The 17,346-nt window shown below is 36.6% G+C and carries 14 protein-coding genes; 10 read left to right on the forward strand and 4 right to left on the reverse strand.

Translation table 11 applies throughout. From position 1 onward, the window contains the following. Positions 1 to 100: 100 nt before the first annotated feature. Positions 101 to 1,621, reverse strand: a complete 1,521-nt coding sequence (locus AC3RVF_RS08560; RefSeq protein ID WP_489691235.1) for a GH3 auxin-responsive promoter family protein — start codon at positions 1,619 to 1,621, stop codon at positions 101 to 103. Between the two features lie 121 nt (positions 1,622 to 1,742). On the opposite strand from AC3RVF_RS08560, the gene AC3RVF_RS08565 reads away from it, so the two are divergent. Beyond that, entirely contained in the window at positions 1,743 to 2,537 is a 795-nt protein-coding gene (locus AC3RVF_RS08565) for a DUF2797 domain-containing protein (protein ID WP_489691236.1), read from the forward strand. 1 nt (position 2,538) lies between these two features. On the opposite strand, the gene AC3RVF_RS08570 is transcribed toward AC3RVF_RS08565, so the two are convergent. Continuing rightward, on the reverse strand, positions 2,539 to 5,199 hold the full coding sequence (locus tag AC3RVF_RS08570) for an AsmA family protein (protein WP_489693181.1): 2,661 nt from the start codon (positions 5,197 to 5,199) through the stop codon (positions 2,539 to 2,541). A gap of 141 nt (positions 5,200 to 5,340) precedes the next feature. Between AC3RVF_RS08570 and folK the strand changes: the two genes are divergently transcribed. The 6 genes from folK (at position 5,341) to AC3RVF_RS08600 (ending at position 12,862) form a co-directional block, all read left to right on the forward strand. Then, positions 5,341 to 6,477, forward strand: a complete 1,137-nt coding sequence (gene folK / locus AC3RVF_RS08575; RefSeq protein WP_489691238.1) for a 2-amino-4-hydroxy-6-hydroxymethyldihydropteridine diphosphokinase — start codon at positions 5,341 to 5,343, stop codon at positions 6,475 to 6,477. Positions 6,478 to 6,575: 98 nt separating this feature from the next. After that, positions 6,576 to 7,508 carry a pseudouridine synthase gene (locus AC3RVF_RS08580; protein WP_489691239.1) on the forward strand — a complete coding sequence of 311 codons (933 nt, stop codon included), beginning with the start codon at positions 6,576 to 6,578 and terminating at the stop codon, positions 7,506 to 7,508. Positions 7,509 to 7,821: 313 nt separating this feature from the next. Beyond that, positions 7,822 to 9,219 carry an arginine decarboxylase gene (locus tag AC3RVF_RS08585; protein ID WP_489691240.1) on the forward strand — a complete coding sequence of 466 codons (1,398 nt, stop codon included), beginning with the start codon at positions 7,822 to 7,824 and terminating at the stop codon, positions 9,217 to 9,219. After that, entirely contained in the window at positions 9,209 to 10,147 is a 939-nt protein-coding gene (speB, locus tag AC3RVF_RS08590; RefSeq protein ID WP_489691241.1) for an agmatinase, read from the forward strand. The genes AC3RVF_RS08585 and speB overlap by 11 nt, the downstream gene beginning before the upstream one ends. Then, positions 10,137 to 11,114, forward strand: coding sequence for a deoxyhypusine synthase family protein (locus tag AC3RVF_RS08595; protein WP_489691596.1), 978 nt, complete (start codon positions 10,137 to 10,139; stop codon positions 11,112 to 11,114). Before speB ends, AC3RVF_RS08595 begins: the two co-directional genes overlap by 11 nt. 209 nt (positions 11,115 to 11,323) lie before the next feature. Then, on the forward strand, positions 11,324 to 12,862 hold the full coding sequence (locus AC3RVF_RS08600) for a carbon-nitrogen hydrolase family protein (RefSeq protein WP_489691242.1): 1,539 nt from the start codon (positions 11,324 to 11,326) through the stop codon (positions 12,860 to 12,862). A 22-nt stretch (positions 12,863 to 12,884) separates the two neighbouring features. On the opposite strand, the gene AC3RVF_RS08605 is transcribed toward AC3RVF_RS08600, so the two are convergent. After that, entirely contained in the window at positions 12,885 to 14,258 is a 1,374-nt protein-coding gene (locus tag AC3RVF_RS08605; protein ID WP_489691243.1) for an MptA/MptB family glycosyltransferase, read from the reverse strand. Between the two features lie 40 nt (positions 14,259 to 14,298). Continuing rightward, positions 14,299 to 15,432 carry a TolB family protein gene (locus tag AC3RVF_RS08610; protein WP_489691244.1) on the reverse strand — a complete coding sequence of 378 codons (1,134 nt, stop codon included), beginning with the start codon at positions 15,430 to 15,432 and terminating at the stop codon, positions 14,299 to 14,301. Positions 15,433 to 15,463: 31 nt separating this feature from the next. On the opposite strand from AC3RVF_RS08610, the gene AC3RVF_RS08615 reads away from it, so the two are divergent. From AC3RVF_RS08615 to AC3RVF_RS08625, 3 genes are read left to right on the forward strand one after another with little or no spacing between them, the layout of a single operon-like run. Then, positions 15,464 to 16,693 (forward strand): M28 family peptidase, encoded by a 1,230-nt coding sequence (locus AC3RVF_RS08615; RefSeq protein ID WP_489691597.1) that lies wholly within the window; start codon positions 15,464 to 15,466, stop codon positions 16,691 to 16,693. A 35-nt stretch (positions 16,694 to 16,728) separates the two neighbouring features. Further along, on the forward strand, positions 16,729 to 16,974 hold the full coding sequence (locus AC3RVF_RS08620) for an addiction module protein (RefSeq protein WP_489691245.1): 246 nt from the start codon (positions 16,729 to 16,731) through the stop codon (positions 16,972 to 16,974). Further along, positions 16,964 to 17,257 (forward strand): type II toxin-antitoxin system RelE/ParE family toxin, encoded by a 294-nt coding sequence (locus tag AC3RVF_RS08625; RefSeq protein WP_489691246.1) that lies wholly within the window; start codon positions 16,964 to 16,966, stop codon positions 17,255 to 17,257. Before AC3RVF_RS08620 ends, AC3RVF_RS08625 begins: the two co-directional genes overlap by 11 nt. Positions 17,258 to 17,346: the final 89 nt, after the last annotated feature.

Genomic DNA, 17,346 nt, shown 5'->3' on the forward strand with positions numbered 1-17,346 from the left:
TCGTTGAAATGCATCAAGTAAAAAAAATCTGTTGTCAAAGCCTTGAAAACACTCTTGTCTCCGGCAATCTATATTTACTTGGAATATAAGGAAAACCTCACTAAACAGTACGATTCATCGTTAATAGCTCCTCTAAATAATCGCGCGTATTAGAAAGCCTCGGAACTTTGTGCTGCCCGCCCAATTTATTCTTGTCTTTTAACCAATCGTAAAAGAGGCGCTCCCGAGCGTTGTGGATTTTCGGTGCGTTTAGTGTAGTATTATTAAATCTCTTGGCCTCATAATCGCTATTTACTTCCTGCAGTGCCGAATCTAAAAACTTGGCAAAAGCATTTAAGTCATCCGGCGGATTTTTAAATTCTATAATCCATTCGTGTGCGCCTTTTTCTTTTCCTTCCATAAAAATAGGGGCGGCAGTGTAATCTACAATTTCGGCATTGGTTTGTTGCGAAGCTTTTCGAAGTGCTGTTTCTGCATTTTCAATAATTAATTCCTCGCCAAAAACATTTATGTGATGCTTCGTTCTTCCGGTAACTTTAATCCTGTACGGATCTATAGAGGTAAAACGAATGGTATCTCCAATTTTATAACGCCAAAGTCCTGCATTGGTAGTAATTATTATTGCGTAGTTTTTTCCTTCTTCCACTTCGCTAAGCGGAATTACTTTTTCCTCTGGTGTGCCATAATTATCCATCGGAATGAATTCATAAAATATACCGTAGTCTAGCATTAACAGTAGCTCTTTGTTGTCGTTTCGGTCTTGAATGGCGAAGAATCCTTCCGAAGCATTGTAAATTTCGTAATATCTAAAATTGTCTTTCGGCAACAATTTATTGTACTGGTCTATATACGGGTCAAAATTTACGCCGCCGTGAAAATAAACTTCTAAGTTTGGCCAAACTTCAAATAGATTTCCCTTGCCTGTGGTTTCCATTACTTGGTTCAGCAAAACTAACATCCACGATGGCACTCCTGCTAAACTCGTTACGTTTTCTTTAGTTGTTTCGTTTACTATGGCTTGCAATTTGGTTTCCCAATCGCCCATTAGTGAAACTTCGTTACTGGGGGTGCTGCTATATTCTGCCCAAAAAGGCATATTGTCTATCAAGATTGCAGAAAGATCGCCGAAAACGGTCCCATTTTCTTGGTACAATTGTTTGCTTCCGCCAAGTCGTAAACTTTTCCCTAAAAATAATTGTGCATCTGGGTTGTTATTGAGGTACATGCAAAGCAAATCTTTACTCGCAGCATAGTGGCAATTCTCTAAAGAATCGTTAGTGACAGGTATAAATTTACTTTTAGCGTTCGTTGTGCCGCTAGATTTTGCGAACCACTTTATAGGCGTGGGCCAGAAAATATTAGATTCGCCTTTTCGTGCTCGCTCAATTGAGGGTTCGTTGTCTTCGTAGGTTGTAACGGGAATTCTATCTGCAAATTCGCGATAGGTTTTTATAGAAGCAAAATCATACTCTTTACCAATTTCGGTATATTTCGCTTTTAGAAGTAAATTAAAAAGTAGTTCTTCCTGTACTTCAATAGGGTACTTCAAAAAAAGGTCTATTTGATGAAATCTTTTTTTCAAGAACCAAGAAGCAATGGAATTTACAATGGGGATTGGCATATTTTTCTGCTATCTTTATGCTATAAAAATAACTATTTTATAATTACGATTTCCCCTTTTTTGAAGCGATGTTTTACAGTGTTTCGTTGGAAGAATTTTCGGCATAAATATTTTTGTATAAATGAATTACGAAGGAGTACTCAAAAAAATGCAGACTGAAAACGGTTCACCCATTCAGTATTATCTTGTTTTTGAAAACGATTTTTTGAATGTGAATCAACTATTAGACAAAATAGTCGCCATAAATTTCCTGCGATATCAATGTTTAAATTGTAGCCTACAAAAGAAAATTTATCGCCAAGGATTTTGCTACGATTGTTTTTTTGAAATCCCCCAAGCGGCAGATTGGATTATAAATCCCGAAAAAAGCCAAGCGCATTTAGGAATCGAAGATCGCGATTTGGATTATGAAAAAGGTGTGCAATTACAACCACATGTAGTTTATCTCGCAAACAGCAGTAGTGTAAAAGTGGGGGTGACGCGTAAATCTCAAATTCCAACACGATGGATTGATCAAGGCGCACACGAAGCCATTGAAATTGTAGAAGTACCCAACCGGTATCTTGCCGGAATTACAGAGGTTGCACTAAAGGATTACGTAAGCGATAAAACCAATTGGCGCACGATGCTAAAAAACGACATTAAAGATGAAAATTTGGTGGAGTGGCGAGACAAATTGAAACAATATATTCCCGCTGAAGCTGCCGAATATTATTTAGAAAATAATACTGAAACCAATCTACAATTTCCTGTAATAAATTATCCCGAAAAGCCGAAATCTCTCAATCTTGAAAAAACTCCTTTTTACGAAGGAGTTTTAAAAGGAATAAAGGGACAATATCTAATATTTGAAGACGATACCGTTTTTAACATCCGCAGTAACGAGGGTTATGTAGTTTCAATTACTGTAAACTAAGCTAATTTCCAGCTTTTGTAGTATCTGCTTTCTTTTTCTTTCCACCCAAAATTCCACCCAGAACATCCTTTATAATTTTGGTGTTTTGTTGCTGGGTAGTCTGTTGTTGCGTATTGGTATTAGTATTTGTATTCGTTTTTGTTGAATCCTGTGTAGTTCCGCCGGTTAATAATCCTTCCAAAACACCCGTACCTTGTTTTATTAATTTGTCTTTTTGCTTGGCTAAAAGTTGTTTGGTTAAAGTGTTAATAGCGGTTTCAGCGTTTAGTGAAACTTGTGGATTAGTGAATGTACCTTTCAAGCCAATAGGTAACGCAACGCTCATTGCGTCTGCTTCCTGCGGACTCAAATTTTGAAGCAGTTTAGTTACATCGTTGCCCAAATATTTTGCAGGTACGTCCATTGTTAAGTTGTAGTCAATAGATTTGTCTAAACCGTGAGTTCCTCCAGCAGTAACCTTAATGCCTTTAATATCGAAATTGAATGGTTTTACTTCAATTTTACCATTATTGAAAGTGAAATTTGTACTCACATCACGCAGACTCAATTTGTCTAAATTCAAAAATGAAACTTTATTACCCAGCGCAGCGAGCAGAGGCGCTTGCTTTGGATCAACTTCTGCAGTAATAATTTGCGCTAAAGCAGTTCCGGCAAGTGTGGAGAGTTTAGGCGAAAGGTCGTTTGTAAGTTGTCCGTTAAGCTCGAATTTGGTGTTCAAACTTCCGTGTAATGCTTTAGCAATTGGCACCAAAAATTTAAACATTTCAAGATTTTCGAAAGATTGTTCTATATCAATCTTGCTTAAATCTAAAGTCATTGCAAAGGTTGGCGTTTCGCTTTTTGTTGAAACATTACCCGTAAGCGCAATATTTCCACCGAAAATATCAGACGTAAAATTGCTTATTGTAATGGTTTCATTAGCGATAGTTGCAGTTCCTTTGGCGTTCTTTAATTCTAAATTATCGTAGATAACTTTGTTTGCGTTAAAATCTAAAGTAGCATCCAGAAAATCAGGAATTTTCACCGCTTCTGAAGCAGTTGCTTTTTGTGAAGTTTTGCCCTTTTCCGACGTATTATTTTCAGAAGTAGAAGTTTCCGTAGCCATAAAATCATTCACGTTAAACGTATTCGATTGTACAGAAAAGCGACCTTTTAAATCCTGTTTGCTCATCAAAAATGGAATGAGGTTTTGAATATTTCCAGAAACTTTAATATCAGTTTGGCCAGTAGTTGCGTTCAATTCTTTCAAAGTAAAAACACCGGGTTGTAGCGCTAAACTGGCATTCGCAACTTTCAATTCATTTTTGAAACCTGCGTCGTAATTAAAATTGGTTAAACTTGCAGTTCCGCGAGCGTCTATCTTGTCGTAACGTTCCTTTTCCACAGATTCCATGTCAAAATTCGCAATTACGTCAGCCTTAAAAATTCCGCTGAGTTTTTGCTCCATTTTAACAGGTAAAACTTTTTCAATGTTTGCTAAATTCAGTGTTCCCTGCATTTCCAAATTCACCAATGGGTTTTCGGTCATGTTTTTTATACTTCCGTTTAGTCGAAAGGGTTCGCCGTCAATTCTAAATGTGAATTTCGAAATAATTAAATAGGTGTCTTTTAACAACCCAGTTTCATTCTTCAGTTGTACGTCAATCGTAATATTATCTACTGTTTTCGGCAAATCTGGATATTTAAACGAAGCGTTTTCACTAGCAATTTTTATATCCATTGTTGGTATATGCGTGCTGTCTACAATGCCTTTCAGCATTCCATTAACCGTAAAATTACCCGTGGTTTTTACATCGCTAATTTGTTTCACATACGTTTCAGGAATAACGGCAAGGAAATTTTTAAAGTCTGAAGACGGTGTTTTAAAAGTAAGGTCTATTTCGTTGTTGGTTTCGTTCACTTTTACATAACCATCAAAAGTCAACGGCAGTTCATTTATTTTGGCTTCGTTTTCTAGAAAAGTGTATTTCTGATTTTTTAAATCGAGTTTGAAAATTGCATCGAGCGAAATTCTATTTTTGGTCAAATATTCTGTGCTATCCATTCGGAAAGAAGCGAGCGCTTCGGTCTTTGTGTCGAGATTGCCAACTTCCTGCGAAAGATCGCCGCTACCACTGTGTTGCACTTCGGTGAGCATTAAGAAGGTTTTGGTTGCTTCGTCTGCATAGTTTATACGCGAATTTTTTATCTCGTATGTTTTCAAATCGAAGGTAAACCCGCCATTGGTTTCATCATCTTCATTTATTGCGGGAGCGTCGTCTTTAATGGCAATATCATAATTAGTATTTCCAAGTGAATCAATTTTTATATTAATAAAAGCTTCGTCAAGCGATACCGCATCGACCTTTATAGTTTCATTGCTTTTTTTGAAAAGTTGCATAATGCCCATTTCCAACGAAAGCGTTTTGCCGCTCGCAAGTGTATCGCCCTCAAAAGGTGCTTTATTAATTACACTGAAATTTTTTAACTGTAACGAAGCATCGGGAAAACTGCTGAAAAGGCTCAAGTCAAGATCTTCCCAAGCTACAGTAGCGTTGAGGTTTTCGTTGATGGTGCGTTTTAACATTTTTTCAAGACTTCCCTTAAAAATAAAAGGTGCAGCAATTAGCAATAGAATCAAAATTCCGAGAATGATTCCAATTATTTTGAGTGCTTTCTTCATAAAAAATTTGAAAATTTATTTTTTGATAATCCCTTTGAAAACAACTTCTTGAAAAACTGCATTCAAGCAAAATTTATATCTGCACACAAATTTACTTGGTAGTCTTTTTCTTTTCCTTAATTTCGTCTTAAATGTTAAAATTTGGACACGCAAAAACCTTCATATAACGTCTATCTTTCCCTTGGCAGCAATATGGGCAGTCGTTTTGATAATCTTCAAAATGCCGTCAATGCGCTTTTTGAAGAAGTGGGGAGTATTCTGAAAATTTCTCCAGTTTATGAAACGCCCGCAATGGGTTTTGAAGGAGAATCTTTCCTGAATTGTGCTGTTTTGATGCAGGTAGATTTAAAGCCGTCAAAGATTCTAAAAACAATTTTGGACATTGAAAAGACGATGGGACGGAAGCGAAATACTTCTAAAAATTACGTATCCAGACCCATCGATATTGATATTCTATTTATTGACGATTTAATTATTGATTCAGAAAAACTCATCGTTCCGCACCCAGAAATGGAGAAACGAAAGTTTGTTTTACAACCGTTAGCAGATATAAATTCGCAATTGATCCATCCAATTTCAGAAAAGAAAATCATTAAAATTTTATCTGAAACCCAAGATGAAAGCGTACTTCAAAAACAATCTAAATGGCTTAGCAACCCAATGCGAGATATTAATATTTCGCAATACAATTACATTGCAATTGAAGGAAATATTGGTGCCGGAAAAACAAGTTTGTCTTCAAAAATGGCACTGGATTTTAATGCGAAATTAATTTTAGAACGCTTTAAAGAAAATCCGTTTTTGCCTAAATTTTATGAAGATGCTGCGCGCTATGCTTTTCCGTTAGAAATGTCTTTTTTGGCAGATCGCTATCAGCAATTGGTAGACGATATTTCGCAGCTCGACCTTTTTAAAGAATTGGTGATAACAGATTACGATGTAAACAAATCCTTGATTTTCGCGAGTATTACCCTGCCAAAAGAGGAATATGCATTGTACAAAAAGCTATTTCAGGTAATGCATAAAGACGTTCCAAAACCAGATAAGTATATTTATTTGTATCAAAATACGGAGCGTTTGCTGGAAAATATTAAAAAACGAGGCAGGAAATACGAACAAAGTATTGAAGCCTCTTATCTTCAAAAATTAAACACGGGGTATTTGGAATTTATCAAAAACCAACATTCCGATAGCATAAAAATCATTGATATTTCTGAAATGGATTTTCTTAAAAACCGCTCAGATTATTTAAAAATTTTAAAAGAAATAGTTTCTTAAAAAAGTAGGAGTAACTAGTTGTGGTTAGCATTCAATTTACTACGCAATGAAAAATGCAACTACCTACTTTATTTCATTATCTTTGCAAAAAATTAATTATGAGCAGACAAGATAATCAGAGTAGAGGGAAAGCTTCAGGTCGTGGCGATAATAACCAACGCAACCGTAGCAGTGCAAGAGGAAATGCTCCTGTAAAATCAAGTGCTAAGCCTAAAAAACCGTTTAAACCAGAAGAGCCAACTGGAAAACCGAAATTAAAATTCGACAAAAACGGAAAGGAAATAGGCCGTAGAGACGCACCCGTAAAAGAAGTAAAAAAGAGCAATCCCGAAGATGGAATTCGCTTAAATAAATATATTGGTAACAGTGGCGTGTGCTCACGTCGCGAGGCAGACACGTATATTGCAACCGGATTAGTTTCTGTAAACGGTAAAATTATAAACGAAATGGGCTATAAAGTCATGATAACAGACGATGTTCGTTTTGACGGTCGCCGCCTAAATCCTGAGCCAAACACCTATGTTTTATTGAACAAACCTAAAGGTTTTGCAACAACAGATAGCAATTCTAAAGGGAATACAGTTATGGATTTGGTAGCAAATTCTACTACCGCTAAAATTAAACCTTTTGGCCGTTTGGGTAGAAATGCAACGGGACTTTTGCTTTTTACAAACGATGATGAGTTTGTGCAAAAATTCACTAAAAAAGGAATTTCAAGACTTTTTCATATTGAATTAGACAAAAACTTGAAATCTGAGCACATGATTAAAATAAAAGAAGGACTTACAATTGAAGGCAAAGAGATAAGCGTAGAAGAAATAAGCTACGTAGATAATGCGCCAAAAAGTGAAGTAGGTTTAAAGATAAAACATACTGGAAACAGTGTTATTAGAACCATTTTTGAACACTTGGGTTACGATGTAGTTCGGGTAGATTGTGTAACTCTTGGCCCTTTGACCAAAAAAGATTTACCACGCGGTCGTTGGAGAACACTTACCGAAAAGGAACTCAACATGTTTAGCATGATCTAACTAAAAGTGAAAATTTTATAGCTTTTGTAAATTATTGAATTTTTTTGTGGCACATTTGTATTATAAATAAATGAGTAATAGTATTTTTTTAAAATGGTTGGTTTTTGAATAATTTCAGAAATATAGATTCTAAATGAACAACACATTTTCACTTCTAGTCGCTGCACCGCAGCAAGCTACGGGCAAACGTTCCACTAAAAACCCTTTGCCTATTCGCATTTAAACTTCTAGTTAATTTTTTGTTATACGCTCCCATTTTTTGGGAATACGCTACAAGAATTTTTAATTTACACTTTTCAACGAAAACTTAAGGATGAACACCAAGTACATAGATTTAATTGACCAAACATATTATTTTCCACAAGAAGAATTTCGCTTAGGCGATAACGGACTAGAATTTCATGGCGTAGACTTAATGGCGCTGGTAGAACGTTACGGAGCTCCGCTGAAATTTACCTATCTCCCGAAAATTTCAGAAAATATAAATTTGGCCAAAAAATGGTTTGCACAAGCCATTGAAAAAAACAATTATAAAGGTACTTACAACTATTGCTATTGTACAAAAAGTTCGCATTTTAAGCACGTCTTAAATGAAGCGATGAAGAATGATATTCATATTGAAACCTCTTCGGCTTTTGATATTGATATCGTAGAACGCTTAAAGAGAACCGGAAAGGTAACAGATAAAACCTATGTAATTTGTAACGGTTTTAAACGTGAACAATACATTCAAAATATTGCTCGGTTAATAAATGATGGTCAGGAAAATTGCATTCCGATTATCGATAATTACGAAGAAATAGAATTGCTTTCGGACAGTATTAATAACCACTTCAGCGTAGGAATTCGTATAGCTTCCGAGGAAGAACCAAAGTTTGAGTTTTATACTTCGCGATTGGGAATTGGCTACAAAAACATCATTCCTTTTTACGAAGATCAAATTAAAAATAACGACAAAGTGGATCTGAAAATGCTCCATTTTTTCATCAATACGGGTATTCGAGATACTGCTTATTATTGGAATGAATTGGTTAAGTGTTTAAAGGTTTATGTACGTCTAAAGAAGATTTGTCCTTCTCTGGATAGCTTAAATATTGGTGGTGGTTTTCCTATAAAAAACTCTTTACATTTTGAGTACGATTATCAATATATGGTTAATGAAATTTTAAACCAAATAAACATTACTTGTGAAGAAGCAGATGTGCCAGTACCAAATATTTTTACCGAATTCGGAAGTTTTACAGTAGGTGAAAGTGGTGGTGCCATTTATGAAATTCTTTATCAGAAGCAACAAAATGACAGAGAAAAGTGGAATATGATAAATTCCTCTTTTATTACAACCTTGCCAGATACGTGGGCAATTAGTAAAAAGTTTATTATGTTACCTATTAATCGTTGGAACGATGAATACGAAAGAGTGCTTTTAGGAGGCTTAACTTGCGACAGCGACGATTACTATAATAGTGAACAAAACATGGCGGCTATTTATCTGCCAAAATTCAGAAAAGAAAAACCTTTGTATATTGGCTTCTTTAATACAGGAGCTTATCAAGAAAGTATTGGTGGCTTTGGAGGCTTGCAACACTGCTTAATTCCTTCGCCAAAACATATTTTGATAGACAGAGACAAAGACGATAATATTACAACCGAACTTTTTTCAGAACAACAAACAAGCGAGCAATTGCTAAACATTTTAGGTTATGAGCACTAAGACGTATGCAGGTATCCCGCAGAAATATGCGGCCCTTGAAACATCAAAAATTGTATTAATTCCGGTTCCGTATGACGGTACAAGCACTTGGCAAAAAGGTGCAGACAAAGGTCCTGAAGCGTTTTTGGATGCTTCAGAAAACATGGAGCTGTACGACATTGAAACCCAAACAGAGGTTTATAAGCAAGGTGTTTTTCTTGCAGATGCCATTACAGAAAACTCGTCACCCGAAGCTATGGTTTCGGAAGTGCATAAAGCCACAAAAGATTATATTAAGCGGAATAAGTTTGTAACCATTTTTGGTGGCGAGCACAGTATTTCCATTGGTACCATCCGTGCTTTTAATGAGTGTTTTGACAACTTAACCGTGCTACACATTGATGCACATGCAGATTTACGCAAAGACTTCCACGGAAGCGCTTGCAACCATGCCTGCGCCGTTTATGAAGCCAGCCAAACTACTAATCTAGTGCAAGTAGGCATTCGCAGTATGGATATTGCCGAAACACGCGTTATGGATGAAGAAAAAGTATTTTTTGCCCACGATATGGCAAAAGACGAATACTGGACAGATAAGGTTATTGAAGCTTTAGGTGAAAATGTATTTATTACTTTCGATCTTGATGCGTTCGATCCGTCTATCCTTCCTTCAACAGGAACTCCAGAACCAGGTGGTCTTTTTTGGTATGAAACTCTTGATTTCCTAAAACAAGTTTTCGAAGAAAGAAACGTCGTAGGTTTTGACATTGTAGAGCTGTGCCCAAATGAAAATGAAAGAGCTTCAGATTTTGTTGCCGCAAAATTGTACTATAAAATGTTAACTTACAAGTTCGCAGGTACCGAAGAAGGCGACGAATTCGATAACCATTTTAATGAAACCAAAAAAGGCGTTTCAAAATTTAATTCAGAAGAAGAAGATGAGTACTAATAAAGGAGCTATCTCCCAGTTTATTGAAAAGTATTATTTACACTTTAATGCAGCAGCTTTAGTAGATGCCGCAAAAGGATATGAAGCACAATTGAACAAAGGTTCAAAAATGCTTGTATCTCTTGCAGGCGCCATGAGTACTGCCGAATTAGGCAAAATTTTTGCGGAAATGATCCGTCAGGATAAGGTTCAAATTATCTCTTGTACAGGTGCAAACCTTGAAGAAGATATAATGAATCTTGTTGCTCACAGTCATTATGAGCGTGTACCACATTACCGCGATTTAACGCCGCAAGATGAGTGGGATTTGCTTGAAAGAGGAATGAATCGCGTTACAGATACTTGTATTCCGGAGGAAGAGGCTTTTCGAAGAATACAAAAACATATCGTGAAATTATGGAAAGAAGCTGAAGCAAAAGGCGAACGCTACCTTCCGCACGAATATATGTACAAACTACTTTTAAGTGGTGTATTGGAAGAACATTACGAAATAGATTTAAAAGATTCGTGGATGTACGCCGCAGCAGAAAAAAACCTGCCAATTATTTGTCCAGGTTGGGAAGACAGCACGATGGGTAACATTTTTGCCAGCTACGTTTTGAAAGGCGAATTGAAAGCTTCCACAATGAAAAGTGGTATAGAATATATGACTTTTCTAGCGGAATGGTACACAGAAAATTCTAAGAACGGAATCGGTTTCTTCCAAATTGGAGGAGGAATTGCTGGAGATTTCCCAATTTGTGTGGTACCAATGTTATACCAAGATATGGAGCGTCCAGAAACACCTTTTTGGAGCTATTTCTGCCAGATTAGCGATTCTACCACAAGTTTTGGTAGTTATTCTGGAGCTGTTCCAAACGAAAAAATTACTTGGGGTAAATTAGACATAGACACGCCAAAATTCATCATAGAAAGTGATGCAACTATCGTAGCGCCATTGGTTTTTGCATATATTTTAGATATGTAAACGGCGCAGTAAATAGCAAATACATAAATGCAAATTTAAAACGGCAATCCGCAGTTAAAATTTCCCTACCCAATATTTAGGAGATTGGCTGCGGATTTTGCGTTAGTTGCTCAATAATTTGAAGAGCCATGCATATTGCTTTCAAATTTAAATTCTCTCTTAATAAACTTCACATAAAAAAATAGTAAGCTAAGTCTAAATAGAAGATAATGGAACCACAAAAAATTGATAACATAGAGCTGAAGTTTTTAACGATTGAAGACTATGAAGCCTTGAAGAAAGCGACCATTCAATCTTATGGTGGTATGCCAAACAGCTATTGGAAAATAGACGAAATAGGAAGCTTAATAGACATTTTTCCCGAGGGTCAAGTAGTTATTATGGCGGATGGTCAGATTGCCGGTTGCGCACTTTCAATTATTGTTGATTTTGACGAACTGGGTGAAAAACACAACTATAAAGATATTACCGACGATCCAACCTTTAAAATCCACGATACCGAAGGCGATGTGCTTTACGGAATAGATGTTTTTATCCGTCCAGATTTTCGTGGTCTGCGTTTAGGTAGAAGATTATACGATTATAGAAAAGAACTCTGCGAAAATTTAAATTTGAAGAGTATCGTTTTCGGAGGAAGAATGCCAAACTATCATTTACATTCCGATAAACTTTCGCCAAAACAATACATTGAAAAAGTAAAACGCAAACAAATTGACGACCCAGTTTTAAACTTTCAAATTTCGAACGATTTTCACCCAGTACGTGTGTTGAAGGGTTATTTGGAAGGCGATAAGGCTTCGGGTGAGTTTGCGGTTTTGATGGAATGGGATAATATTTATTACACCAAACCAGAAAAAAAACCTAGGGTATCTGCAATTAAAAGTGTAGTAAGACTAGGCTTAATTCAATGGCAAATGCGAAGCTATTCCGGAATGGAGGAGCTGATGCATCAAGCTGAATATTTTATAGATTGTGTAGCTGGTTACAGATGTGATTTTGCAATGTTTCCTGAATTTTTCAACGCACCGCTTATGGCAGAATACAACCACATGAGCGAGCCAGATGCCATTCGTGAACTAGCCAAATACACTAAAGAGATTACCGAAAAACTTTCTCAACTTTCTATATCGTACAATATAAATATCATCACTGGCAGTATGCCCGAAATGGTTCGTGGTAAATTGTACAACGTAGGCTACCTATGTCGTCGCGACGGAAGTGTAGAACGTTATGAAAAAATACACGTTACTCCAGATGAAGAACGCGTTTGGGGAATGGTGAACGGAAACTCTCTAAAAACATTTGATACCGATTGCGGAAAAATAGGTGTGTTAATATGTTATGATTCTGAATTTCCTGAACTATCAAGATTACTATCAGATGAAGGAATGGATATTCTTTTCGTACCATTCTTGACCGATACCCAAAACGGATATTCGCGCGTAAGATTATGTGCTCAAGCAAGAGCTATTGAGAACGAATGTTACGTAGCTATCGCCGGAAGTGTTGGTAACTTACCGAAAGTGCATAACATGGATATACAGTACGCCCAAAGTGCTGTTTTCACACCATGCGACTTCTCTTTCCCCAGCAACGGAATAAAAGCGGAGGCAACCACAAATACTGAAATGATTTTGGTGGCCGATGTAGATTTAGATTTACTTCGCGAATTGCACACATTTGGTGCAGTGCGGAATTTGAAAGATAGAAGAAAAGATTTTTATAAGCTCGAAAGAGTAAAAAAGTAAATCATTCTAACCTGTCAGGTTTTTAAAACCTGACAGGTTTATTTTTTGGAAGAAATATCTCCCAAGTTGCAATTCCAATCACCAACACATATTCCAAAGCAACCAACCAAAGTTTTTCATCAAACCCTTCTTTTCCGTAGGCTGAATAACTAAGTACAACCACAAAACTCCAAACAATCGGGAATTTATATTTGGTGAAAACTGAAAGTAAAAGGGGAGTGGCTATATACCACGGATGTACGGTGGTTGATAATAAAAAGTAAAATGAAATTGCAAAAAGCATTGCAGTTAGCAATTGTTGAGGGGTTTTGTTATTTCTGAAAAAAGAAATTCCCAAAACAAAAAGCAGCACTAAAACAGGTAGAATCTTTCCAACGGTTTCAATAATATTCCAACCCACAATCTGAAACCCTATCCATCGAATTACATAATAAACACTCGCATTAAATTCAAAATTTTGAAACCACAGTCCGATGGTTGCAGCGAAGTTTTGAATAAATTCTGAGGAAAGAAATGGAAGAAAAGGGAGTACCACTGTTAATCCGATAATTAAATAAAATCCGACGAGTCTTTTAACTGAAACCCCAAAGGTTTTCAAAATCTTAGGGGTTTTATTTTTATTGCTGAAATATTTCAAGAACAAAGGCAATAACAATAACGGAATTAATTTCACCGAAACAGAAATTCCAATTAAAATTGCTGCCCAAGCCCATTTTCCTTTAAAAAGTAAATAAAGTGCCCAAACAAAAAAGAAAAGCATAACGCCTTCAAAATGCAGATTTCCCGTAAGTTCAATGATAATAAATGGATTCAGAAAATACCAAAAGATGTTTTTAATGGGAAGATTTAGTTTCTCCAGTATTTTTTTCCCGAAGTAAAGAATGCCAATATCTGCTAAAATAATTAGCACTCGCAGTACAACCACAGATCCCAAAATACTTTTCCCAGCAAACAAAGCTGCAATGGTAAAAAACAATTGATTGATAGGCGGATAATTACTGAAATGGCTGGCATTTAGCGCACCCATTCCCTCTATTAATTGCTGCGATTGAGCGACATTTTCCCCCAGCGCATCCGAAGTGTCTGGCGTAAAAATGTATGGGCTTACCCCTTGCATAAGTAACCGCCCATCCCAAAGAAACCGATAAAAATCCTGCGAGAGATTTGGAATTACAGGAATGAAAACTAGTCGGAAAACAATTCCGAATCCTGCCAAAAGCCAAAAATTCAGTTTTAATTTTTCAATAGAAAGATAGGCAACAAAAAAAAGTGCCGCGTAAAGTGAAATAAGTTTTGTAAAATCACTTCGCTCTACATTGTATGCAAAACTGAAGTAGAATGCGATAGAAGCTATCGCAAAAAGGAAGTGGATTCTATATAATTTAATGAAATTCAATGACGGTTTGATTTACAGATTCCTGCCTTCGCAGGAATTATTAGTCTTGCCATTCAGCAATAAAAAGGTTGGTGTCGCGCCCTCCGCCATTATTTCTGTTGCTCGAAAACGCCAACTTTTTTCCGTCATTTGAAAAAACGGGGAAAGCATCAAACGTTTCGCCATGGGTAACGCGTTCTAGATTTTTGCCGTCAATATCAATTAAATAAAGATTAAACGGAAATCCTTTTTCTGCTTCAAAATTGCTGGAAAACAAAATCTTTTCACCCGAAGGATGAAAGAAGGGCGCCCAGTTTGCATTCCCTAAATGTGTAAGCTGGCGGAGTTCGCTTCCGTCTGCGTTGCAAATAAAAAGCTCCATCTCTGTAGGTTGTACCAAACCTTGAGCGAGCAAATCTTTGTATTCTTTTATCGCTGCTTCTGTTTTTGGACGGGAAGCGCGAAAAATTAATTTTGTACCATCTGGCGAAAAGAATGCCCCGCCATCATAACCTAATTCATCAGTAATCTGTTTTACGTTTTTTCCATCAAGATCCATGGTGTAAAGTTCCAAATCGCCACTTCGCATGGATGTGAAAACTATCTTATCGCCCTTAGGCGAAACGGTTGCTTCGGCGTCGTAACCTGGTTCTTTAGTGAGTTGAGCGGTAATATTCCCTTCTAAATCTGAGACAAAAATATCGAAGCTATCATAAACTGGCCAAACGTATTTCCCTTCCTTTTTCAGCGGAACTTCTGGACAATTTTTATCTTTTAAATGTGTGCTTCCGTAAACAATATGTTTTCCATCCGGCATAAAATAACTGCAAGTAGTACGCCCTTTTCCCGTGCTTACCATTGGTGGTTGCTTGTCTTTAAAAGTTTCGTCTGCATTCATCAAAAACATTTGGTCGCAGTTAACACCCCAACTTTTATAATTGCTTTGGAAGGTGAGTTTACTGTCGTCAAAACTCCAATACGCTTCGGCATTATCGCCTCCAAAAGTTACTTGACGAATATTTTTGAAGTGCTTTTCTTCAGAATAAATTAGCGTGTCTTTTGTTTGCGGGTCAAGTAAAGCTGAGTTTGTTTTTTCAATTCGGTCTCCCATCGGAGCCGAGATTTTTTCTTCTTTCACTTCGTTTTTACAACTTGCTAAAACCGAAACAATGAGCAGCGTATATAATACTTTCATTTTTAGTGTACTTTTGAACAAAAGTAATGATATGCGTGTAATTTTAGTAATATTTCTGACATTAGTGGTTTTCTCCTGTAAGGAAGCGAAAGTGAAATCTGTAAGTATGAAAGACGACGTTTCCGTTTTGGCAAACGATAGTTTAAACGGAAGAAAAACAGGTTCTGAAGGTGAAAAAAAAGCTGCAAAGTACATTGCGAAACGGTTTGCAGATTTAGGACTGCAGCCAAAAGGAACTGACGGGTATTTTCAAAAATTCACTTTTAAATCCAGCAAGAATCCACATCAAGAGGCAGAATTCACTTCAGAAAATAATGACAGTACAGAAACTGCGGTTAACGTAATTGCATATTTGGATAACAAGGCGGCAAATACGGTTGTAATTGGCGCGCATTACGACCATTTAGGAATGGGCGGCGAAGGTTCGCTTTACAGAGAGGGCGATGCAATTCATAACGGTGCCGACGATAATGCGAGTGGGGTAGCAATGCTATTGCATTTGGCAGATTCTCTTCAGAAGAAAGATTCTCCGAAAATGAACAACTATCTTTTTATCGCTTTTTCTGGGGAAGAAGAGGGTTTATTGGGTTCAAATTATTTCGTTAAAACCCCAACAATAGATACCAAAAAAGTAACCTATATGCTGAATATGGATATGGTGGGAAGGCTTAATGCTGAAAACACTTTAGCCGTTTACGGTCTTGGAACATCGCCAATTTTAAAGCAAACTGTAATTGCAAACGCGGGCGATTTAAAAATCATTGAGAATGAAAGTGGCGTTGGTCCGAGCGATCATACTTCATTTTATTTGGCAGATATTCCGGTACTTCACTTTTTTACTGGGCAGCACGAAGATTACCACAAACCTGGCGACGACACCGAAAAGGTAAATTTTGAAGGAATGGAAGTTGTTTCAAATTACATTTTTAGCATCATTAAGGATTTGGACAATCAGCCAAAACTTCCTTTTAGAAAAACTAAAAATGAAAGCGAAGCGGTGCCCGATTTTAAAGTGACTTTGGGCGTTGTGCCCGATTATCTTTTCGGCGGAAAAGGAATGCGAATTGATGGCATTAGTGAAGACCGTCCCGCACAAAAAGCGGGCCTTCAGAAAGGCGATGTAGTAGTAAAAATGGGCGATTTTGAAGTGACTGATATGATGAGTTATATGAAGAGCCTTTCAATGTTTGAAAAGGGTCAAGCAGCAATGGTAACTGTTGAAAGAGACGGTAATCTGAAAGAAGTTGAGGTTACATTTTAGGAATTTTGAAGTATATTTGAATAAATAATATTATTATGGAAACGACAAAACTTAGAGAAAAGCTTAAGAATCAGTTTTCTGAAATAATTGCAGATGATAAAAATTTAAATTATTTGAAAAGAATTTTTGAAGATTTAAACGAGGATAATTATACTTCACAAGTACCTGAATCACATTATCAAATTGTTGATGAGCGCAGACGCAAGCATTTGGCCGGAGAATCTGAATCACTAACATGGAATGAAGTAAAAGAGAAAATCATTAAAAAGCATGGCTTTTAATCTACTGATAAAGCCAGAGGCGGAGGATGAAATAAATGATGCCGTAGATTGGTACGAATCTAAACAAGTAGGGTTGGGCTTTGATTTTTTGATGCATCTTCAGAGTTATTTTGATATACTTAAAACTGAAATCCCGATTTTTCAAATTAAAAGAAAACCTAGTTATCGCGAACTTCCATTAGGTAGGTTTCCCTATGTGATTATTTATGAAGTGATAGATAATACTATTATTATTTATTCGATTTTTAATACTTATCAGGATCCAAACCGAAAGCGCAATTAAGTTAAAATAAAAAAAACCTAACAGGTCTTAGAGACCTGTTAGGTTAAACTGCGTACTGAGTTGGGAAAAGGCATGCCTTTTCTCAACGA

Source organism: Aequorivita sp. IT1183 (assembly GCF_058068265.1).